The sequence below is a fragment of the Prevotella sp. E9-3 genome (assembly GCF_022024015.1).
Lineage (GTDB): Bacteria > Bacteroidota > Bacteroidia > Bacteroidales > Bacteroidaceae > Prevotella.
Window position 1 is genome coordinate 2,237,208 of the sequence record NZ_CP091786.1, and the last position, 22,181, is coordinate 2,259,388.

A 22,181-nucleotide genomic window follows, 5' to 3' on the forward strand; every position below is an offset into this window, starting at 1 on the left:
AATAAACATACAGAAAAGTAAGCGATAAACTCTGTTTTTAGACTTTTTATCATTCATACGCGCATGAATCTACGAAAAAATGAGTACTTTTGTGCGGTTTATGAAGACAACAGAGAAAAAACAGAGTGTGTGCGAAGCCGTAGAGCACATACTTGACAGCTATTTGGAGATAAACAATCATCGTAAAACGCCCGAGCGCTATACGATATTGAAGGCCGTTTACGGCATGGAAGGCCACTTCACGCTTGACGAGTTAGGAGCCAAGTTGAGCGAGGAATACAAGTTTCCCGTGTCCAGAGCTACACTCTACAACACGCTAAAACTGTTTATGGAACTGCGCTTGGTGATACGCCACCGCTTCCAAGGCTCAACAAAATACGAAGCCTGCTATGAGGGTGAAAGTCACTGTCACCAGATTTGCACCGTGTGTGGAAGAGTGACAGAGGTGAAGACTCCCGAGATAACAGATGTCATCAACAAACTGCACCTGAAGCGTTTCCGCAAAGATGGCTACACACTCTATATTTATGGCATCTGCTCTACCTGTCAGGCAGCGATAACAAGACAGATAAGAAACCGAATTAAACAAGATAAAACAGAATGAACAATGGCAAGGTTGACGTCCTGCTCGGATTGCAGTGGGGCGATGAAGGAAAAGGCAAGGTGGTTGACGTGCTAACCCCGGGCTATGATGTAGTGGCACGATTCCAGGGTGGTCCAAATGCCGGTCATACCCTTGAGTTTGAAGGTGAGAAATACGTGCTGCGCTCTATTCCTTCAGGTATTTTTCAGGGAAACAAAGTAAACATTATCGGTAACGGTGTGGTACTGGCTCCCGATCTCTTTATGGAAGAGGCTAAAGCACTGGAGCAGAGCGGACACGAACTGAAATCGCGCCTGCACATCTCAAAGAAAGCTCACCTCATCATGCCTACCCACCGTGTGCTCGATGCAGCCTATGAGGCTCAGAAAGGTAAGAACAAAGTGGGCACCACCGGCAAGGGCATCGGTCCTACCTATACCGACAAAGTGAGCCGCACCGGTCTGCGTGTAGGCGATATTCTTGATAATTTCGAAGAGAAATACGCTGCAGCCAAAGCCCGTCACGAGGCTATTCTGAAATCAATGAATTTTGACTACGACATTACTGAGGTAGAGAAGAAATGGCTGGAGGGTGTTGAATACCTGCGCCAGTTCCCCATCGTTGACTCGGAACATGAAATAAACAACCTGCTGAAGAGCGGCAAGAGCGTTCTGTGTGAGGGTGCTCAGGGCACTATGCTCGACGTTGACTTCGGCAGCTATCCTTTCGTTACTTCTTCAAACACCATCTGCGCCGGTGCCTGCACAGGTCTGGGTATTGGTCCCAACAAGATTGGCGACGTGTTTGGCATAATGAAGGCTTACTGCACCCGCGTAGGAGCAGGCCCCTTCCCCACCGAACTGTTCGACGAGACTGGCAAGAAGATTCGTGACCTCGGTCATGAGTATGGTGCAGTGACGGGTCGTGAGCGCCGTTGTGGCTGGATCGACCTGGTGGCCTTGAAGTACAGCATCATGGTGAACGGTGTGACCAAGCTGATTATGATGAAGAGCGATGTGCTGGATGGTTTCGACACCATTAAGGCTTGCGTAGCCTACAAGCAGAATGGTCAGGAGATTGACTACTTCCCCTACAACATCGAGGATGGCATTGAGCCTATCTACAAAGAGTTGCCGGGATGGAAGACCGACATGACCCGTTTCACCAGCGAGGATCAGTTCCCACAGGCTTTCAAAGACTACGTGAAATTCCTGGAAGAGCAGCTCGAGACTCCTATCGCCATCATCTCTATCGGCCCGGACCGCGACCAGACAATCGTAAGAGGTTGAACTGTATAAATTAAACATTAAAAGTTAAATTTCAGATTATTAGGCATTAGGATTAAATGTTATGAAGGCTGACAACGATGATATTGGAAAGATAATTGGAACACTCGTTAATATTGTCAACTCAACGAAGCATCATAATGTTTAATGTTTAATGTTTAATGTTTAATGTATATGAAACCAAGTATTCCTAAAGGAACACGCGACTTCGGCCCCATCGAGATGGCCAAGCGCAATTATATTTTCAATACCATCCGCTCGGTATATGAGCTCTATGGATTTCAGCAGATAGAAACTCCTGCACAGGAAACCCTGCAGACACTCATGGGCAAATATGGCGAGGAAGGCGACAAACTGCTGTTCAAGATACTGAACAGCGGCGACTATCTTTCCAAGATTACCGATGAGGAACTGACAGAGCGTAACACGCTCCGACTGGCCTCGAAAATCTGTGAGAAAGGATTGCGCTACGACCTTACTGTACCTTTCGCCCGCTATGTGGTGATGCACCGCGAGGAACTGCAGCTGCCTTTCAAGCGTTATCAGGTGCAGCCCGTGTGGCGCGCTGACCGTCCACAGAAAGGACGCTACCGCGAGTTCTACCAGTTTGACGGCGATGTGGTGGGCAGTGACTCACTCATCAACGAGGTGGAACTGATGCAGATTGTTGACACGGTATTCACACGTTTCGGCGTGCGCGTACAGATAAAGATTAACAACCGTAAGATTCTTACAGGTATAGCCGAGGTGATTGGCGCTGCCGACAAGATTGTAGATATCACGGTGGCCATCGACAAACTGGACAAGATAGGCATTGACAATGTGAATGCCGAACTGCGCGAAGACGGACTTACCGACGAGCAGATTGAGAAACTGCAGCCCATCATCAGCCTCAGCGGCACGAACGAAGAGAAACTGCAGACCATTGCCGAAGTGCTGAAAGACAGTGAGACTGGCTTGAAGGGCGTAGAAGAAACAAAATTCATACTGAATACTTTAAACAGTATCGGTACACTGAAAAATGAACTACAGCTTGACCTGACACTGGCTCGCGGATTGAGCTACTACACAGGCGCTATCTTTGAAGTGAAAGCGCTTGACACCCCGATGGGCAGCATCTCAGGCGGCGGACGTTACGACAACCTCACAGGTATTTTCGGAATGCCTGGCTTGTCGGGTGTAGGCATCTCGTTCGGTGTAGATCGCATCTACGATGTGCTGAATGCCCTCGACCTCTATCCAAAAGACTCGCTGCAGACTTCACAGATTCTGTTCATCAACTTTGGCGATAAGGAAACAGCCTACTGTATGCCTATCGTGGCTAAGGTGCGCGCTGCCGGCATTCGTGCCGAACTGTATCCCGATGCCGCAAAGATGAAGAAACAGATGTCGTATGCCAATGCCAAACAGATTCCTTTTGTAGCACTGGCCGGCGATAATGAAATGGCTGAAGGCAAGGTGACCTTGAAGAACATGGCTACCGGCGAACAGAATATGGTATCGGCCGAAGAGCTGATTCAGACACTGCAGCTGTAATACCCTGATTCCATACTGATTCCATAATAAACGCTTATGTCACAAAACGTAAATGAAGTATTGTTGCGCAACGTCGCACTACTCTCTCAGCAAGACGAGAAGGAAGAGGCTATGATGCCTGCCGGCTCGGCCCCATTGCCTTCAGTTGAGGAGGTCCGCCACATTGTGAGTTTGGTGAAGAGCATTATCTTCACCGACTATTTCTACAAGCGACAGCCGGAAGAACAGATACGTTCCTACTACATTGGCGTGAACATGGAGGAACTGTACCGACTGCTGAATCGCCAGATAGCCCGCGGATTGCAGTTCTGCGAAGAGTGCAGCGAACACGATGTGATGGAGGCTGCCGAGAAGATGGCCCTTCAGTTTATTGATGAATTGCCGGAGGTGAAACGCCTGCTCTATACCGATGTGGAAGCGATGTTCCATAACGACCCTGCAGCAGTGAACTACGGTGAGGTGATTTACTGTTACCCAGTGGTGAACACGATGACTCACTATCGTATTGCTCACGTACTGCACAAGATGAGGGTGCCCGTGATTCCACGCATCATCACCGAGCAGGCTCATTCAAAGACGGGTATTGACATTCATCCAGGAGCAACCATCGGTGAATATTTCTCTATAGATCACGGAACGGGTGTGGTGATTGGCGAAACAACTATCATCGGCAACCACGTGACTCTCTATCAGGGTGTTACCCTTGGTGCAAAGAGTTTTAAGTATGACGCTGAAGGCAATATGCTGAACGTGCCCCGTCACCCAATTATTGAGGATAATGTAACTATCTATTCCAACGCCTCAATACTTGGACGCATCACCATCGGTCACGATTCTGTGATAGGTGGTAACATCTGGGTGACAAACAGTGTGCCCCCCTACTCTCGCATACAGCAGAGTAAAGCCGTAGGGCTGACATTCCAAGGAGGACTGGGAATTTAGAAGAATTCATTCAACATAAAAAAAACGACTACAAATGAATGTAGTCGTTTTTTTATTTATGCCCAACAGGCTTTCAACTCAAAGCTCGTACCTATTCCTTAGACTGGAGGCACCTTTCCTATAGATTGGGAGCACCTATCCCATAGATTGGAAGCACCTATCTCATAGGAACGCAGTACCTATTCTTTAGCATCGCTTCCGGGCTTAGTGCTCCGTGAATATCTGGTTCCGTAGTCGTAATCATAGGTAGGTTCAGCAATCTTGTAGAGACGGAAGGCAGCCAGTTGTTCGCCTGTATCCCAATCTTCGAAATAGCCGGTGAACACCAGGCGGTCGCGCATACGCACCTTATAGTCGGTAATGATTACATTGTAACCATCGTCATACTCCAGGTAGATATTTCCGTTCTTTACAGTCCAGTCGAACCCGATAGGCGAACCGCTGCTGTAGCGACTTCTGTAGTCAACCTCATAGCCGTAGCCACCATAGGCATCCACACGTACAAACTCTATCTCGGTAGTATAGTCATTATAGTTGGAACTGTATCGACGAGCATAGTAATCGCCATTGATAGCGCCTTCCCACACACCTTCGATATCGTAGGCAAGATCACGATCGGGATCTGGTTCGCAACTGGTAAATGCTACTGCTGCCAGAAGCAACATCAGGGTATAGGTAAACATCTTTTTCATAATCGTAACGGTTTAGAAGTTAAATACTCTGCTGCAAAGATAGAGATAATCAGGAACCAAACTAAGAGAATTTTCCTATTCTTCCATAGGGAATCCCCTACTATTCATTTTTGTTTAAAACCGGCAGAACCGGTTTTCACTCTAATGATTCTTCACTCTTCATTCTTCACTTACTTCACTCTTCACTTTCTTTCCGAACTCAGGGTCAACTTTGATCAAAGCCGTCACTATAAATGTGATAGCACACAGGGCCATCACCATAATGAAGAAAGCCTGATAGCCCATGGCATCTTTCAAATAGCCAGAGAGCATGCCTGGCAACATAAGTCCCAGATAACTGATGGCCGTACAGAAAGCATAATGAGAAGTCTGGAAATTGCCTTTGCTGAAATAGAGCATATAGAGGGTGAGCGCTGTAAAGCCAAGACCATAGCCAAACTGCTCGATGAACAGACAGGAACTGATCAGTATCAGATTGGAAGGCATCGCATAGCTCATATATACATATACGATATCGGGCAGTGTAATGGCCAGCACCATAGGCCACAACCACTTTTTAAAACCGTCGCGTCCTGCCAAGAGACCGCCAAGAATACCGCCAAGGGTCAGTCCTATCATGCCTACTGTACCACTGGCAAGTCCGAATTCCTGTGGTGAGAGTCCCAAGCCTCCTGCAGAATTAGGACGCATCAGGAAGGTGACGCTCATCTTGCCCAGCAAGGCTTCCGGGAAACGGTAGAAGAGCATGAACAGGATGGCAAACAGCAGTTCCTTCGGCGGCAGTTTCTTAAAGAAAGTGTGGAAAGCCGTCACCACTCCCATAGCCACCTCGCGAGCGTTGGTTTTATGAGGCTGGTCACGATCGGCACGCGGCATAATATAAGTATGGTAGAGCCAGATGCCGATGAAGAGTCCTGCCAATCCATAGAAAAGGATGCTCCAAGTGAAAGCCGTACGGTTGCGGAACATCAGCTGAAGCATTCCCGCCAACGGAATGAGCACACCATTGCCAAAGATGACAGCCAGTCTGTAGAACGTGTTTCGGATGCCTACAAACCACACTTGGTCGTGATCGTCAAGTTCCAGCATATAGTAGCCGTCGGCAGCAATATCGTGGGTAGCACTGGAGAAGGCCATCAAAAAGAAGAAAGCCATAGTGCCCTGGAACCAGAATGGTGCATTCAGCGTAAAGGCCACACCAGCCAGCGACGAGCCCAACAGCAGTTGCATGGTCAGTACCCACCAGCGCTTGGTCTTGTATAGGTCAACAAACGGACTCCACAATGGTTTTATCACCCAAGGAAGTCCCAACCATCCTGTATATAGAGCGATATCGGTATCGCTCATTCCAAGTTGCATATACATCACTACTGCAACCGTCATCACCACCACATTGGGCAGTCCCTCAGCAATATAGAGAGTGGGAATCCATGCCCAAGGATTTCTTTTTTGCTTCATCAGATTATTGTTTTTAAGAAATATGATTACTTATTAGATTGATTTCTGGATTATTGAATATAATCAGTTTGTGCATTCAAAACTACTTATAGAGTTTCTTGATCTCGGCTCCACGATAGTAATAAAGAAGAATTTCCTCATAGTTGTAGCCTTGTTCGCCCATCACGGCAGCACCAATCTGACAGAGGCCTACACCATGTCCCCATCCTTTTCCGTGAAGAATGAATTTGTCGCCTTGTTTCTCCACTTCGAAGTCAGAACTGTACAGATGGCTTTCCGACAATGCCCTGCGTATTTCAAGTTCCTTACCGATGGTGAATGTGCGGTTGGTGCCTACAATCTGTAGTTTCCAGATGCGCCCACTCTTTCCACGCTCCAAAGGAATGAGATCAACGATATCGCCAAGATCCAGTTTCAGTTTTCTATTTACCAGTTCACTAAGTTCTGCCTGGGTGTATTCCACTGTCCAGCGATAGAAATCGGGAGTCTCCAGATCGTAGTCGTTCAGCACTTGGCGCAACACATTCTTGTCCTTCGTATTACAGAACGGATCGTTGATAGAAACCAGATAGGGCTTTGGAGAATTCTCCCAGCAGTACTGGAATTCTTCGGTCTTTCCGCCACAGCACTTTGAGAATCGGGCATCGCACAGCTCGTCGCCATACATCAAGACTTGTCCGCGAGTTCCTTTTACGGCATCTGTCACCTGATAGTTCGTTGCACGCGTAATACCCTGATAGCGCTGACAATGGTCGTCGGCGCATACATCAAACAGGGTGTGGTCTTCACGGTCGTACCAACGAATCAGTTCATCGTCCTTACGAATGAAGGTGAAGAAATTGTTCTCATGACCCTCGCCGTTCGTTTCGTGTTTCTCCTTCTGAGAGAGCAGCCACGAGCGGGAAATCACCGCATGAGCCTTCAGCAATTCAATAGAAGAGGTGGCACTCATTTCGCTCGAGATAACACTCTCCAGATACTGCTCTACAGGCAGTTCGTTGATAGCCACAATCTTATCGGCATCAACCACCAATCGGAGTGAGCCGCGGAAGGTTTGTGTTTCCTGTCGCTCCCAATGGAAATTCACGCCAATGGTCACATCGTGAAGTGAGAACGAGGCTTCCTGAATATCGCCCTGCGGAGTGAACAGCAGTTCACGGTACTGCTGACCATGCCAGCGAAGTCCGCCTTCTGATAGTTCAACCATCTGTTCACCCATTATCGTCTCACCTTTTGCGGTATAGGGGCTGTTCATGGCAAATTTAATCTGCTGACCGCTCAACACACCAACAGAAACGATAGGCTCTTTCTGCTTCTGGTGAGAATCGAACGACACTTTCTTCAACTGCTCTTTCAGTTGGTTGAAAGCCTCGGCAGAAAGGGCACATTCCTTCAATATATCGATAGCTCGTTCAGTGGTCAACTTCTGGAAGTCGTTGCGGCGGGGAGTAATAATCAGACCTGCCATATCCAAAGCTCCAGGGCTGACAATGAGTTGTTCGTCGATATTCTCGGCATAATAGCAGTCGGGACGATGCTTCTCGCGTGGGAATACGACTGAAAGCAGTTCAACATGGGCCTTCGAATCAGAATCCTCAACCTCATTATGGCGCCAGCTCACAATGTTCATCATGGGTTCTTCACCATTCAAAGAGGCATTTGATTCCAACCTGCTCATCTTATCATACAGGGCAGTGAACAGACGCTCAGAAGCCTGTGCTGTCTTACTGCGAATAACCAATGCGCTGCAAGGATAATCATCAATTGATGCTATCTCGGCATCATCACCCAGACGAACCAGAGTGGTAAGATTGCGGCTCAAGCGGTGCCATTCTTTCTGAAGAGGCAACACCTGCGAGCCTTCATGTCCGAAGGTATATCCGCCTTGCAGATGAGCGTGATCGGGAGCAGAAGCGCCACACTTAGGCCCGTTATAGAACACCATCAGTTCGGGATATCTGACCAGCAGTTTCATCATCTCGGCATACATGGGGCGGATGGCCTGTGGACGATGCTGCTGAACAGGGATGGTGAAGTGCATGGGGAGTATAGGATATGGATTGACTAGCAACTCGTAGCGGCCATCCAGTAGGCGTTTCATTTGCTGCTTCGGCCTATTGGCTGCACAAAGGAAACAAGGACGCTCGGCAATGGCCTTCTCAGAAATGCTGGCACCTGTAGAAGTGATTCGCGCCGGATTGTACTGTACATGAAGTGGAAGTGCATCGGTAAACAGTTCGCGTGTTTCCACTCTCGACAAGTTTTGATAACGGTCACGCACCTCATCCCACACACGCAGCTGACGGTCGAAGAAACGGTTTAACGATCCCATCTCGCCACTGTCCTCGCGCCACTCCTGAGGAGCATCGGGCGCAATAGTCCTACGGTTCACCCTTTTAGCATTGCGCTTCTGGCGAGCCTTTATCTCTATTGTGCGCAAACGGTCTTTATACAGGTTGTTGGCATTGATGCGATCTATGCTCAAAGCGGCATCACTATTGCCACCCCAACGCCTACAGAGATAGAGTTCATCATAGATACGTCCTATGCGATAACGGCGTGAGAAGAAAAGTCCCAAGGCATAGTCTTCGCCATACGATGTATTGGGCAGTTGTACTTGTCTGAGCAGCGGAGTAAAGAAAGCTCGGGGAGCGCCAAGGCCGTTGATGCGCAGGGCGTTGTTGGGTCCGTTCTCGTCGGTCCATTCCTTGTGGGCAATAAGTCCTGGGGGAAGGGTGTTCAGTTCGAAATCGCACATTCTGTAAGAGCCAATCACCATTGCTGCTCCCTGTTTGCGGAATGTATCGACAATGGTCTGTAGCGTTTGTGGTGAAGAATACAGATCGTCGGAATCCAACTGAACGGCAAAGCGTCCGCAGCGCTGATCGTTGACAGCCATATTCCAGCATCCGCCTATTCCCAAGTCAGTACGTTCAGGATTCAGTACTATAAGGCGTTCAGCGTTGTTCTTATTGGCCTGCTGAAGAATTTCGGAGAGTATTGCTGATGTATTATCGGTAGAATGGTTATCTACTACAATCACGTTGAAAGGAAAGGATGTTTTCTGCGAGAGAGCGCTTTCAACGGCATCACGGATAGTCTTTGCACGGTTAAATACAGGAATGATGACAGAAGCCTCGATATCAAACTCCTGCTCGTCAAAATCCACAGCACGGAAGGTAGATGTTTCCACCTGTGCCCCAATCTCTTTCAGATGGGCTGTTGCCACACGTTCCATCTCTATCTGTACCTCACGGTTGGCAGGGTTCACGTAGTCGAACTGCTTTTCGCCACTAGCCCTGTTGTCCTGTTCAACCTCAGTATAGAGCAGTTCGTTCAGGTGCACCAGTTCGCCCTTTCTGCTCAAAAACAACCGAAGGTCGTAGAGGCCTGCATATATATAATTGGTATCGCGCACCTGGGAGGCCCATTCCTTCAGCAATACAGTGCGCACCAGCAGCAGCGAGCCGAAATCGAAATCGTCACGGATAGAGCCTATCTGATAGTCGATAGTGGGGTGTTTCTCCACCTTCACCTGTCCATCGATGGTTTTCTGGTCGAAATGATCAGCATAGACCATCGGAGCGCTGGCATCGGAAGCCACACGCACCATTCGCTCAAGGGCGCCTGCTCCAAGTGTGAGAGGAGTTGACTTGGTAATCAGCAACACATAGTCACCCTTGGCATATTCGGCCAGTCGGCACATCGTAGCGCTCGAGGTGAGCGAGCCTTCCATCACAATGGTTGGCCACTTGGCATCTTCCACTTCCGTAGGTGTCAGCAGACAAACGCTACGCAGAAGAGTACTTTTAGCAAACTGAGAGGCAATCGGCTCAACCTGAACAAGGTCGTCGCAGGGAATAAAGATATCTACTGTTTTTCTCATTTCTTACATTATTTTATGTGCAAAGATAATGTAAAACAAACAAAAACACGCAACAAATAGACTAAAATCTTTGTGCTCTCAAAAAAAAGTAGCTACCTTTGCAGCATGATTAATGGTAAGAAAGTGCTGTTAGGGCTGACCACCGCCGAACTGAAGGAAGTGGTTCGCAGTCTTGGCATGCCCGCTTTCACAGGTGGGCAGATAGCTCAATGGCTGTATGCGAAGCATGTGCGCAGTATTGACGAGATGACGAATCTGTCAAAAGCCAACCGTGAGCTGCTTTCCAAAGAATACTGTGTGGGAGCGATGGAACCCATCGACTGTCAGCGCAGTGTTGACGGAACAATCAAATATCTTTTTCCCGTAAGTTGTGGTAAGTTCGTTGAAACGGTTTTTATTCCCGATGACGACCGCGCCACGCTCTGTGTTTCCAGTCAGGTGGGGTGCAAGATGAACTGCCTGTTCTGCCAGACAGGAAAGCAGGGATTTGAAGGCCAACTGACAGCTGCCGACATTCTGAACCAGATTTATGCCCTACCCGAGCGTGAGCGACTCACCAACGTGGTGTTTATGGGACAGGGTGAGCCGATGGACAATCTGGACAGTGTGCTTCGGGCCACTCAGATTCTCACAGCCGCCGACGGCTACGCATGGAGTCCGAAACGCATCACTGTGAGCTCGGTAGGCATACGCAGCAAGCTGAAGCGCTTCCTTGACGAAAGCCAGTGCCACGTGGCCATCTCGATGCACTCACCTCTGCACGAACAGCGAGCCACGCTTATGCCTGCAGAGAAAGCCATGACGATTGAAGAGGTGGTAGCCCTGCTGAAACAGTACGACTTCACTCACCAGCGCCGCTGCTCGTTCGAATACATCTGCTTTGCCGGATTAAACGACACGCTGGAGCACGCTCGTGCCATCGTCAAACTGGTAGAAGGACTGGAATGTCGCGTCAATCTGATACGCTTTCACCCTATCCCCAATGTTGACCTTCCTGGTGCCGACGAGCACCGCATGGAACAACTGCGCGACTACTTGACTCAGCATGGCGTATTCACAACCATCCGTGCCAGTCGCGGACAAGACATCTTCGCTGCCTGCGGACTCCTGTCAACAGCCAAGAAAGCTGAAGAAAACCAAAACGCACAATCAACAACACAACGATAATAACAAAAACCTATGGAACAGACAATACGCATAGCCATTACTCATGGCGACATTAACGGCTCCGGATATGAAATGATACTGAAAGCCTTCAACGACCCTACGATGTTCGAGCTCTGCACCCCCATCGTCTATGGTTCGGCACAAGCAGTTGCTTTCTATGCCAGTCGCTTGCAGCAGGAAGGCATCCCCCAGTTCTATCATATCAAATCGGCCGCTGAAGCTAAACAAAATCGATTGAACCTGATTGACTGCTTTGAAAAAGCTGAAATAGAAATACATCCGGGCGAATCGACTCCCGAATCAGGAAAAGCGGCAATGGTTGCTCTGCAGGCTGCCGTCGAAGATTATAAGAAAGGGGCCTTCGATGTTTTGGTAACATGTCCCGTAACTCGCAGTTCGATAGATGGCTTTCATGGTCATGCCGACTATCTTGAACGCCAACTGAACGAAGCAGGAAAGGGGTTGAGCATTCTGATGAACGAAGACCTACGTGTGGCACTGGTCACCAACAATCTGGCTGTGAAGGATGTATCAGAGTCTATCACCAAACAGAAGATTGTTGAGAAAGGACTGCTTTTTGCCCAGACACTGAAGCGCGATCTGCGAGTGTCAAGCCCCCGTATTGCCGTTCTGTCACTCAATCCACGCTGTGGAGAGGATGGCGCTTTGGGTGATGAAGAACAAGAAATCATTCTCCCTGCCATCAACGAGCTTGAAGAGAAAGGTGTACAGGCCTTCGGTCCTTATGCTGCCGACAATTTCTTTGGAGAGGGACAATACTATCGCTTCGATGGCGTACTTGCCATGTATCACGATCAGGGAATGACCCCCTTCAAGACGCTCAGCCCCAACAATGGCGTTCGCTTCACGGGCGGACTGAGCATTGTGCGTACAGCACCTGCCTACCCCACCACACTGCGCCACGCCATATGGGCTGCTACCGACGTGTTGAACAACCGAAAAGAATTTGATGCGCCGATGGGCAACCCACTTCCCAAACTCTATCACGAGCGTCGCGATGAGAGCGAGAAAGTGCGCTTCCGTGCTCCCGTTGCAAATAGTCAGCCTACTGAACAAGAGTAAAAAAACGGCGTTACAGAATATTATTTTAGCGATTTTATGCCAAAGTTGCATATTTTACAAAAAAAATATGTAATTTTGTCAGCCGTATGAAGAGTAACGAACTGCAAAACATCAAGCAAAGATACAACATCGTGGGCAACTGCGATGCTCTCAATCATGTCATCGACGTTGCCTTGCAGGTAGCGCCTACCGACCTCAGCGTACTCATCATAGGCGAAAGCGGTGTGGGAAAGGAAATCATTCCACGTGTCATCCACGACAACTCCCCCCGCCGCCGCGAAAAGTATTTCGCCATCAACTGCGGATCCATTCCCGAAGGCACCATCGACAGCGAACTGTTCGGACATGTCAAGGGCTCCTACACAGGTGCCATCAACGACTCGCCTGGATATTTCGGCGTTGCCGACAAGGGCACGCTCTTTCTCGACGAAGTAGGCGAACTGCCATTAGCCACACAGGCGCGACTGCTCCGTGTGCTGGAAAACGGAGAGTACATACCCGTGGGCGCAACCGAAGTGAGAAAAACCAATGTGCGCATTGTGGCTGCCACCAACGTGAACATCCAGAAAGCCATCAGCGAAGGGCGATTCCGTGAAGACCTCTACTACCGCTTAAATGAAGTGGCAGTACAAATGCCTCCACTGCGCGAACGTGGCGAGGATATCGTGCTCCTTTTCCGTCTCTTTGCCATGCAGATGGCCGAGAAATACAAAATGGATCGCATCCAGCTCACCGACGAGGCCAAACAGATGCTGATGCGATATAAGTGGCCGGGAAACGTTCGACAACTGAAGAACATCACCCAGCAGATTTCAGTACTCAGTCCTGAACGCATCATCACCCCACAGGTGTTGGCACAATTCATTCCACAAGACCGCGAGAGCACCCAACTGGCCGTTATCAATCAAGGTAGCGACCATTCATTCGAGAACGAACGGGAAATCCTCTATAAGATACTCTTCGAACTGCGCGGCAACGTAAACGACATGCGCCGTGAAATGAGCCAGCTGAAAAAGCGTATTGAAGAAGTGCAGACGGCTCCGCAGCCCACTATCATCGGCACATCAGGTGCTTCGGCGCCAGCTCCAATACAGGCCATCACCCCATCTACAATCACCTCTGCCCCCATCACCCCACTTCAGCCAGAAGCCGAAGATGCAGTAGCCGAGGAATACGTAGAGCCAGCACCAGAGCAAGAGAATCTGAACCTGAACGACCTGAGCCGACAGATGCTGGAAAAAGCCTTAGAGCGAAACAATGGCAACCGCAAAAAGGCAGCCCAAGAACTGGGCATCAGCGACCGCACCCTCTACCGCCGACTCAAACAGTATGGACTCACATTGCTCCTACCCCTCATCATGCTCACCAGTATGATGTTCACGTCGTGCACTGTCAGCTATAAATTCAATGGCGCCAGCATCGACTATACAAAGACAAAGACCATACAAATCAGCGACTTCCCCATTCGCTCCAACTACGTATGGGGCCCCATGGCCAACATATTCAACAACCAGTTGAAAGACCAGTTTGCCAACCACACCAAACTGATTCAGGTACGCCGCAATGGCGACCTCCGTCTCGATGGCGAGATAACCCGCTACGAGCAACGCAACAAATCAGTCTCTGCCGAAGGATATTCTGCACAGACAGAACTCTCCATCACGGTCAACGTGCGTTTCACCAACACCGTGAACCATTCCGAAGACTTTGAGCGCCAGTTCACCGCCTCAACCACTTACGAGACCACTCAGTCACTGAATTCTGTGCAGGAAGAACTCGTCACCCAAATGGTGAAAGACATCTGCGACCAGATATTCAATGCAACCGTTGCAAACTGGTAGAAGTGAAGAATGAAGAATGAAGAGTGAAGAGTGAAGAATCATTAGAGTGAAAACCGGTTCAGCCGGTTTTAAACAAATAATTTACTTCTGCAAGAAAAATGGAAATAGCCGAACTGATAAAGCAACCAGAACAGATGGACCGCGACACACTCTATGAGTTGCGTTCCACACTGGCCATGTATCCCTATTTCCAGACCGTCCGCCTGCTCATGTTGCAGAACCTTTACCTGCTGCACGATCCCACCTTCGATGAAGAACTGCGCCGCGCCGCTATCTACATCACCGACCGCAAAGTACTCTTCCAACTGGTTGAAGCCGGACACTATCAGCTGCAGCCCAAAAAATCCAAGAGCCAGCAGGCAGACGCTGCCGACTCCAAGGACGGAAGCCGCACCATTTCACTCATCAACGACTTCCTCGACTCTATACCCAAAGAGGGCGACGAAAAAGCCGACGAAGCCACCACAGGCCAGCGACGCAAGCGCAAGCCCACCCCTGCCGATGCAGCCGTTGACTATGTTGCCTACCTGCTGGAAAGTGAAAGCGAAGAAGAACGCGAGCACGATGCCGAACAACCGCAACTGCGAGGCATCAGCCTCATCGACTCGTTCATAGAAAACGACAAGGGCAAGATAGTGCTCAACGAAAATCCTACCCTCAAGCCCGAGATAGACGAACAGCCACTCACGGCCGAAGAAGAAGAGAAAAACGGATATTACACCGAAACACTGGCCCGAATTTACATCAAACAAGGCAGATATTCCAAAGCTTTAGAAATAATTAGCCGATTAAGTTTGCAATATCCAAAAAAAAATGCTTACTTTGCAGACCAAATTCGATTTTTACAAAAATTGATTATAAATAATAACAAAAAATAAAACAAAACAATGTACACACTATTAGTAATTTTCATCGTTATTGCAGCGTTGCTCATGATTGGCATTGTGCTGATTCAGGAGTCGAAGGGTGGCGGTCTTGCCTCTAACTTCGCTTCTTACAACCAGATTGGCGGTGTGCGTAAGACTACCGACTTCATTGAAAAGGCCACCTTCTTCCTGGCAGGCTTCATGGTAGTTGTCAGCATCCTTTGCACCTATGTTGCTCCCACTGGCACTCACACAGAATCAGTAATGGAAGGTATCGAAAATCCCGTTACCAATCCTAACAATCTGCCCGGTTTTGGTGCCAGTCAGACACAGGAAGAAGCTCCTGCTGCTGCTGAAACACCTGCAGAACCTGCAAAATAAAGAAAAAAAGCGCAAAAAGTACGGGAAATATTTTGCAGTTCCAATTTTTTCCCGTACCTTTGCACTCGCTTTTAAGGAACAACATTTCCTTAGTAAGTAAAAAGACATTGATGGTGCCCGTAGTTCAGTTGGTTAGAGCGTCAGATTGTGGTTCTGAATGTCGACGGTTCGAGTCCGTCCGGGCACCCCTCAAACAAAATCCCTGTAAGTCAAGTACTTGCAGGGATTTTCAATTCCAACGCCTTCCAATTTTGATGGAACATTGATGGAACATTTTTAAGTTGTTCTGAGAAAAATATGTGCCAAATAGTCATAAAGGCGTATATGGATTCTAATAAATCCAACACTCACGATTGCATCTATTTAATAAGGTTCGCATATATCGCGCCTCAACCCTGCTATTTTTCTTCATCTACGAATGTATTTCATCGTCTGATGCAGATAAATATCATTTTTGCTTTGTTCTTTCAATAAATCTTCGTACCTTTGCACCCGAAGCATCAAGAGCAGACACTCGCAAGAGTGGACTCGCCAACCGAGCAATAGCATTGAGCCACGGTGGTCAAGGTACGATGCGGAAGCAACATTATTCACTTCAAAAACAAAAACGTTATGCAACAAAGCATTTATTACATCAAGTTCGCTCTGCAATTCGCAGACATGCAAATCACCGAGTTAGTTAACATCTTCAACCGCCAGGTTGGTAATCGTGGCTGGACAAGTATGCGAGCCTATCACGACCAGGCTCTCATTGGTGAGTTTCAACGGCGGGGAATAGACACCACAAATATATATGACGGGCATGTTGTCTGCTTCGCTCACCCCGTCACGTATGATTTGACCATAAACAAATTGGTTCTCGTAAACCAAACCTTATAATATAATAAGGTAATCCCTTGCATCTGCTTTTGCAGGGGATTTTCTTCTGAATTCTTCCAAAACCAATTGATTTTAATACATAAAATGAACGAAATTCATTAAAATCGTCGAATTTTGCAACATTTTTAGGACTTTTGTCTTTGTTCTGCATGGAATTTTGTAATTTTGTGCCATTAATCTAAAATGGCAATATGGCAGCTAACAAAGATCTCAACCGCCTGAAGGTGGTACTCGTAGAAAAGAAAAAGTCCAGTCTCTGGTTATCAAAGCAACTGGGATGTGCGCCAACGACGGTGTCGAAATGGTGTACTAATTCGTCGCAACCTCCATTGGAGATGCTGATGAAGACGGCAAAATTATTAGGTGTTGAGATAATGGACTTAATCAATAAGGAGTCTTTCGAATCCATATAACGTGATAATCATGACGAATAAATATATATTCTCTGGTCACGAGTCTTTTCCCTGTAAAACATTATGGTTGAAGAAGGGTTATGATTTCGTTATTCAGGGAAAGGATTTTAACAGTTCCGAAGCTGTGATTGATTTAGGTGTCGGCAAGAATATGGTTGCTGCCATTCGTTTCTGGCTTCGAGTATTTGGCATTTGTGAAAACGACCAACTTACCTGGCTTGGCAACTATCTATTTAATGACGAGAACGGCAAAGATAAATATTTGGAAGACCTGGCAACGCTTTGGCTTTTGCATTTTCATCTTATATATAGAAATGACGCAACGCTTTACAACTGGTTTTTTACTGATTTTCAGAGAGGCAGAAAGCCGTTCACTCGGGAAAGTCTGATTACTTACGTTAAGCGCAGAATGATTGGCGAAGGAAAAGAAAAGCAATTTAATGCCAATACCGTTAAGAGAGATGTGGGCGTATTATTACAAAATTATTGTATGCCACGCAAGATTCAGTCGCATGAGGACTTCTCTTCTTTGTTATTGGATTTGCATTTGCTTCTCTATAGGGAAGACACAAAGGAATACGTTTTTAATAATGAAGGAAAGGCAACGGTCATTCCAGAAATATTTCTCTATGGGTTATTGATTATTAAAGGAAAAGACAATTCTATATCATTTGATACGCTTCAAGAATTAGGTCTTATCTTCTGTATGACAGATCTTGAGATGCTAGATATGTTGAGACTTCTAACGGAACGTTACCCTGATTTGCTTCATTATAGTGATGTTGCTGGCATACGCCAAGTTCAGATGATCAAACAAGTTGAACCACGTAATATTTTGAGTCATTATTATGAAACAGTTTAGCTTATCAGCCAATATTGAGAATGGTTTCCCTGACGGGATGCAATATATCGTTACGCCTAATGCACGAACGGCTGTTAGTACAATGGTCAACGATTATCATGTAGGAATACATTCTTTTACCATTATTGGCTCATACGGAACGGGAAAGTCAAGTTTCCTATTGGCTTTAGAGGAAGATTTACGTGCAACGACTCGTTTAAAGCATCTGATTAATCCGAAAACACTCTCTGATGCTAAGGATTACGAAGTTCTGAACATTATTGGTGATTATGCAGATTTGTCAAAACTCTTGCGTAATGCTTTGCGGGTGGAAGGTGAGGACAACAGCGTTATAGATGAATTAAAAGCCTATTATCAATATTTGCATACTCACGGCAAATCCCTGGTAATTGTAATTGACGAGTTTGGGAAAGTATTGGAACATGCATCCAAAAACAATCCTGAGCAGGAGCTATACTTCATGCAGAAATTGGCTGAGTTTGTGAATGTCCCCTCTCGCCAGATTCTGCTGCTCACAACCTTGCATCAGAATTTCAGTTCGTATGCCAAAGGGCTTACGGAGTCCCAACGTAACGAATGGACTAAAGTAAAAGGCCGTTTTAAGGAAATCACATTCGTAGAACCCATAGAGCAAATCCTGTATTTGGCCTCTTCACAGTATAAGTCTCAAGGAGAACAAGCCAATACCAAACAGCTCTATCAGCTTGCACTCGAAACTAAGTTTGTCTCCTCAGCTTTCGCATACGAAACGGCTCAGAATTTGTCTCCGCTTGATCCTTTTTCGGCTTTTGCCATAACTTCGGCAATCCAACGATATGGGCAGAACGAACGTTCACTTTTTACTTTCCTTGCTGCAAGAGGGAAGAACTCGCTTCATGACTTTGAGTCAAAGCCTGATTTGACTTTCAACTTAGGATACGTCTATGATTACATCATTTATAACTTCTATTCTTATTTAAAGGATGCCAATGCCGACTCAATGGCATGGAGTTCCATACAACTGTCAATAGAAAGAGCTGAAGGACAAGAATGGGATTCAGAAGAAACACTGATGAGCGCAATCTGGCTTATCAAAGCTATTGGGCTGCTTAATTTGTTCTCTATTGCCACCTTTAAGTTGACAGCAGAGCAAATGGCAAAATATGCAAGCCTTGCTATGGCTATCCCTGATGCGGAATCCATTCTCCACAAATTAGAACAATTCAAGATTATCAGATATGCCGCCTACAAGCAACGGCTCTTACTATTTGAAGGTACGGATGTAGACTTAGAAGCCGAGATTAAGAAAGCGACAGGGATTGTTCCCAAACCGATTTCTTACATCGTAGACTTGGAGAAATACTTCGTGAATAGAATTTCTCCAGTCAAAGCTCACTTTTATCAGCATGGTACTCCCCGCTACTTTGAATATATGATTCGTGAAGAACCAGTAGATATTGTGCCAACAGGTGACACAGATGGCATCATTGAACTGATATTCTCGGACAAGGATTCACTAAAAGATGTAACTGCGTTTAGCACAGATAACGATCACGCTCTCATTTTTGCCTACTTCAACAATGCAGATGATATTATCGAACATCTTCATCGTATCAAAATTTACGAGTATATTACTGAGAAAGTGTTGATTGACAAAAGCGACCGTGTGGCGAATCAGGAAATAGCACGGCTAAAGGCTTACGAAGAGACTCTTTTAGTCAAGGCCATCAGCACGAATTTGTTTGAATACACCGAGAATGTAACTTGGCTTTTCAAAGGGCAACATAAAGACGTACATTCCCTGCTCGACTTCAACAAATTGCTGTCTGAGGTATGTGATGATGTATATTCATTGACACCTGTGATGAACAATGAATTATTTAATCGCCACAAACTGCCTGGTACTATATCTTCGGCCCGTGTAAAATACCTTACGGCACTGTTGAATCATTATAACGAGGCAGAGCTTGGTTTTGAACCAGATAAGTTTCCTCCTGAAAAGACTATATACTACTCACTACTAAAGAATACGGGACTTCATCGAAACGGACAACTAAATGATGCACCAAACAATCCGGATTTCATGTCTGTATGGACGGCTTGTGAGGATTTCTTACATAGTACAATTAGTAAGCCGCGAAAAGTGTCTGCACTCATTAAGTTGCTCTCATCACAGCCATACAAACTCAAACAGGGATTTCTTGATTTTTGGATTCCTACCTATCTATTCTTGCGCCGTCAGGACTTTGCCTTGTATAATGTGTCAAAAGGGGCTTTTATGCCAGAGGTGAATATGGAGTTTTTTGACTTGCTTCCCAAGCACCCTGCTGATTTTGAACTCAAAGCGTATGCCATAGATGGGGTTAAGTTGAGTTTCTTCAACCAATATCGTCAATTTGTACGGTTAGGCGAAGAGGGCAGTATCACTACTGATAAGTTCGTAGAAACGATTAAGCCATTCTTCTTCTTCTATCGCCAGTTGAATGATTACGCTAAGCATACTCACAAGTTTGACCACTCCTCAACACTCCGCTTCCGTGAAGTTTTGGCTATGGCAAAGGACCCGGAGAAGGCTTTTTTTGAAGACTTACCAGAAGCATTGGGCTATAATAGGGATTCTTTGCAACAAGAACAGTTTGTCAATGAATATGGTAACATCATTCAGCGTGCTATTCGTGAACTTCGTTCGTGTTATACAAGACTTATCAATCGTATAGAAGAGCGTTTGATTGATGGACTCAATCTGGAGTCATCGGAATATGAAGAGTATGTTAAAGAGATACGGATGAGATTGAGTAATGTAAGAACATATCTGATGACAGACAAACAACGTGAATTTTATACTCACGCCATCACTGAATACGATAACCGTGCAGAATGGTACCAATCTGTGTGTTATACCGTTTTGGACCAACAGCTTGATTCGCTACGTGACGAACAAGAGGAGAAGTTGCTTGATGATCTCATATATATGTTCCGTACTTGCGAAAAATATGCTGATATTTCTAAGAAAACAGTTAAAGGAAGTGGAGAAGATGCTTATTCCTTTGATATGGTGACGAATCATGGAACAAACATAAGAACCCAGACATACGTTCTGTCAGAGAAAGATAAACAGAAAGCAACTTGTCTTGAAGAACAACTAAGCAAAGTACTTTCTGGAAATTCCAATTTAGATGTTTGTGCTTTGTTGTCTCTGCTAAATAAGAAAGTGACAAAATGAAGATACGACATATATTAGGCATATCAGGTGGTAAGGATAGTGCGGCACTCGCCATCTATTTGAAGCAGAAGTACCCGAATTTGAAAATCGAGTATTACAATTCTGATACCCGTTGTGAATTGGATGAAACAGAAGAATTGATAAAGCGTTTAGGGGCATATCTTGGCAAGATTGTCAGGCTGAAAGCCGCAGAAAATTCTGTCATTGAGAACCCATTTGAACACTACCTAAAAGCAATGGGTGGATTCCTGCCTTCGCCACAAGCTCGATGGTGTACAAAAAAAATGAAGTTGGAGAGGTTTGAAGAATATGTAGGTGATGACTTCGCCGTGTCATATGTGGGTATTCGTGGTGATGAGGACAGAGATGGATATATATCATCTAAGCCTAATATCCAAGCAATTTTCCCGTTCCGCAAGAACATCTGGAGTATTGATGTCATCAACAAGTTCCTGCACAATGAGAACTTGGATCAGATAGTGGAAATCTACGAGCGGCTTTGTCCTGAGGGATTTCTTCATGAAGAGATACTGGAAACGGTGAGGAAGCCCATCACGAAGCAGTTCTACTACTCGAAGAAAATGAATGCGCTGCTGGACTACGACATTAAGCTGTTCAATCATGCTGTGTTCGAGTTCCTGAAAACGACAGACTATCCAGTGGGTAAGCTCGATGACTTCCCGCTGCTTGACAATACAGACATATTGGTTAAGGACGACGTATTCCGTCTGCTGAGGGAAAGTGGCGTGGGTGTGCCAGCCTACTACGAGGAGATTCCTTTCGAGGTGGATGGCGAGACGGGCACCTATTGCCGCAGTCGTTCCGGCTGTTACTTCTGTTTCTTCCAGCAGAAGATAGAATGGATTTGGCTCTACGAGCAGCATCCAGACCTCTTTAAGAAAGCGATGGAGTTTGAAAAAGACGGCTATACGTGGAATCAGAATGAGAGTCTTGCTGACCTCATCAAACCAGAGCGCATACGCCAGATTAAGCTCGACATCATCCGTCGCCAGAAAGAAAGCAAAGCCAATAACAAGGGAACCACCCTTGCGGAGATTCTTGGCGATGATATTATGTGTACGAACTGCTTTATATAATTATGTG

At 46.5% G+C, this 22,181-nt stretch carries 17 protein-coding genes, 1 tRNA gene, 1 pseudogene and 1 riboswitch; of the genes and pseudogenes, 16 read left to right on the forward strand and 3 right to left on the reverse strand.

All coding sequences use genetic code 11. The features are described from left to right. The first annotated feature begins 79 nt into the window (after positions 1 to 79). From L6475_RS08470 to L6475_RS08485, 4 genes are all read left to right on the forward strand, one after another. Positions 80 to 604 (forward strand): Fur family transcriptional regulator, encoded by a 525-nt coding sequence (locus L6475_RS08470; protein WP_370641590.1) that lies wholly within the window; start codon positions 80 to 82, stop codon positions 602 to 604. Next, on the forward strand, positions 601 to 1,872 hold the full coding sequence (locus L6475_RS08475; protein WP_237819007.1) for an adenylosuccinate synthase: 1,272 nt from the start codon (positions 601 to 603) through the stop codon (positions 1,870 to 1,872). The genes L6475_RS08470 and L6475_RS08475 overlap by 4 nt, the downstream gene beginning before the upstream one ends. 165 nt (positions 1,873 to 2,037) lie before the next feature. Further along, the gene (gene hisS, locus L6475_RS08480) at positions 2,038 to 3,405 is read left to right on the forward strand and encodes a histidine--tRNA ligase (protein ID WP_237819009.1); all 1,368 of its coding nucleotides are present in this window, start codon (positions 2,038 to 2,040) and stop codon (positions 3,403 to 3,405) included. Between the two features lie 36 nt (positions 3,406 to 3,441). Beyond that, the gene (locus L6475_RS08485; protein WP_237819011.1) at positions 3,442 to 4,347 is read left to right on the forward strand and encodes a serine O-acetyltransferase; all 906 of its coding nucleotides are present in this window, start codon (positions 3,442 to 3,444) and stop codon (positions 4,345 to 4,347) included. Positions 4,348 to 4,526: 179 nt separating this feature from the next. On the opposite strand, the gene L6475_RS08490 is transcribed toward L6475_RS08485, so the two are convergent. The 3 genes from L6475_RS08490 to L6475_RS08500 form a co-directional block, all read right to left on the reverse strand. Further along, the gene (locus L6475_RS08490; protein ID WP_237819013.1) at positions 4,527 to 5,039 is read right to left on the reverse strand and encodes a hypothetical protein; all 513 of its coding nucleotides are present in this window, start codon (positions 5,037 to 5,039) and stop codon (positions 4,527 to 4,529) included. A gap of 159 nt (positions 5,040 to 5,198) precedes the next feature. Next, positions 5,199 to 6,497 carry an MFS transporter gene (locus tag L6475_RS08495; protein WP_237819015.1) on the reverse strand — a complete coding sequence of 433 codons (1,299 nt, stop codon included), beginning with the start codon at positions 6,495 to 6,497 and terminating at the stop codon, positions 5,199 to 5,201. An 82-nt stretch (positions 6,498 to 6,579) separates the two neighbouring features. Then, positions 6,580 to 10,383, reverse strand: a complete 3,804-nt coding sequence (locus L6475_RS08500) for a DUF4922 domain-containing protein (RefSeq protein ID WP_237819017.1) — start codon at positions 10,381 to 10,383, stop codon at positions 6,580 to 6,582. A 105-nt stretch (positions 10,384 to 10,488) separates the two neighbouring features. On the opposite strand from L6475_RS08500, the gene rlmN reads away from it, so the two are divergent. The 12 genes and pseudogenes from rlmN (at position 10,489) to L6475_RS08560 (ending at position 22,174) form a co-directional block, all read left to right on the forward strand. Next, complete coding sequence (gene rlmN, locus L6475_RS08505) at positions 10,489 to 11,550, forward strand: 23S rRNA (adenine(2503)-C(2))-methyltransferase RlmN (protein WP_237819019.1); 1,062 nt, start codon at positions 10,489 to 10,491, stop codon at positions 11,548 to 11,550. Between the two features lie 12 nt (positions 11,551 to 11,562). Further along, positions 11,563 to 12,633: a PdxA family protein gene (locus L6475_RS08510; protein ID WP_237819021.1), complete on the forward strand. Its 1,071-nt coding sequence runs from the start codon at positions 11,563 to 11,565 to the stop codon at positions 12,631 to 12,633. An 86-nt stretch (positions 12,634 to 12,719) separates the two neighbouring features. Next, positions 12,720 to 13,970 (forward strand): annotated as a pseudogene (locus L6475_RS08515) (sigma-54 interaction domain-containing protein); the annotation flags it as partial. A 36-nt stretch (positions 13,971 to 14,006) separates the two neighbouring features. Beyond that, positions 14,007 to 14,474: an LptE family protein gene (locus L6475_RS08520; protein WP_255777752.1), complete on the forward strand. Its 468-nt coding sequence runs from the start codon at positions 14,007 to 14,009 to the stop codon at positions 14,472 to 14,474. Between the two features lie 98 nt (positions 14,475 to 14,572). Beyond that, the gene (locus L6475_RS08525) at positions 14,573 to 15,352 is read left to right on the forward strand and encodes a tetratricopeptide repeat protein (protein ID WP_237819023.1); all 780 of its coding nucleotides are present in this window, start codon (positions 14,573 to 14,575) and stop codon (positions 15,350 to 15,352) included. A 9-nt stretch (positions 15,353 to 15,361) separates the two neighbouring features. Continuing rightward, complete coding sequence (gene secG, locus L6475_RS08530; protein ID WP_237819025.1) at positions 15,362 to 15,721, forward strand: preprotein translocase subunit SecG; 360 nt, start codon at positions 15,362 to 15,364, stop codon at positions 15,719 to 15,721. Between the two features lie 113 nt (positions 15,722 to 15,834). Next, a tRNA-His gene (locus L6475_RS08535) sits at positions 15,835 to 15,908 on the forward strand. 305 nt (positions 15,909 to 16,213) lie between these two features. Continuing rightward, a riboswitch (SAM-I-IV-variant riboswitch) is annotated at positions 16,214 to 16,334 on the forward strand. Beyond that, positions 16,334 to 16,600 (forward strand): hypothetical protein, encoded by a 267-nt coding sequence (locus tag L6475_RS08540; protein ID WP_237819027.1) that lies wholly within the window; start codon positions 16,334 to 16,336, stop codon positions 16,598 to 16,600. Its footprint overlaps the riboswitch before it by 1 nt. Positions 16,601 to 16,791: 191 nt before the next feature. Next, positions 16,792 to 17,013: a helix-turn-helix transcriptional regulator gene (locus L6475_RS08545; RefSeq protein ID WP_237819029.1), complete on the forward strand. Its 222-nt coding sequence runs from the start codon at positions 16,792 to 16,794 to the stop codon at positions 17,011 to 17,013. Between the two features lie 10 nt (positions 17,014 to 17,023). Continuing rightward, positions 17,024 to 17,875 carry a DUF4007 family protein gene (locus L6475_RS08550; protein ID WP_237819032.1) on the forward strand — a complete coding sequence of 284 codons (852 nt, stop codon included), beginning with the start codon at positions 17,024 to 17,026 and terminating at the stop codon, positions 17,873 to 17,875. Then, the gene (locus tag L6475_RS08555; RefSeq protein WP_237819034.1) at positions 17,862 to 21,077 is read left to right on the forward strand and encodes an ATP-binding protein; all 3,216 of its coding nucleotides are present in this window, start codon (positions 17,862 to 17,864) and stop codon (positions 21,075 to 21,077) included. Before L6475_RS08550 ends, L6475_RS08555 begins: the two co-directional genes overlap by 14 nt. Then, entirely contained in the window at positions 21,074 to 22,174 is a 1,101-nt protein-coding gene (locus L6475_RS08560; RefSeq protein WP_237819035.1) for a phosphoadenosine phosphosulfate reductase, read from the forward strand. The genes L6475_RS08555 and L6475_RS08560 overlap by 4 nt, the downstream gene beginning before the upstream one ends. Positions 22,175 to 22,181 lie beyond the last annotated feature (7 nt).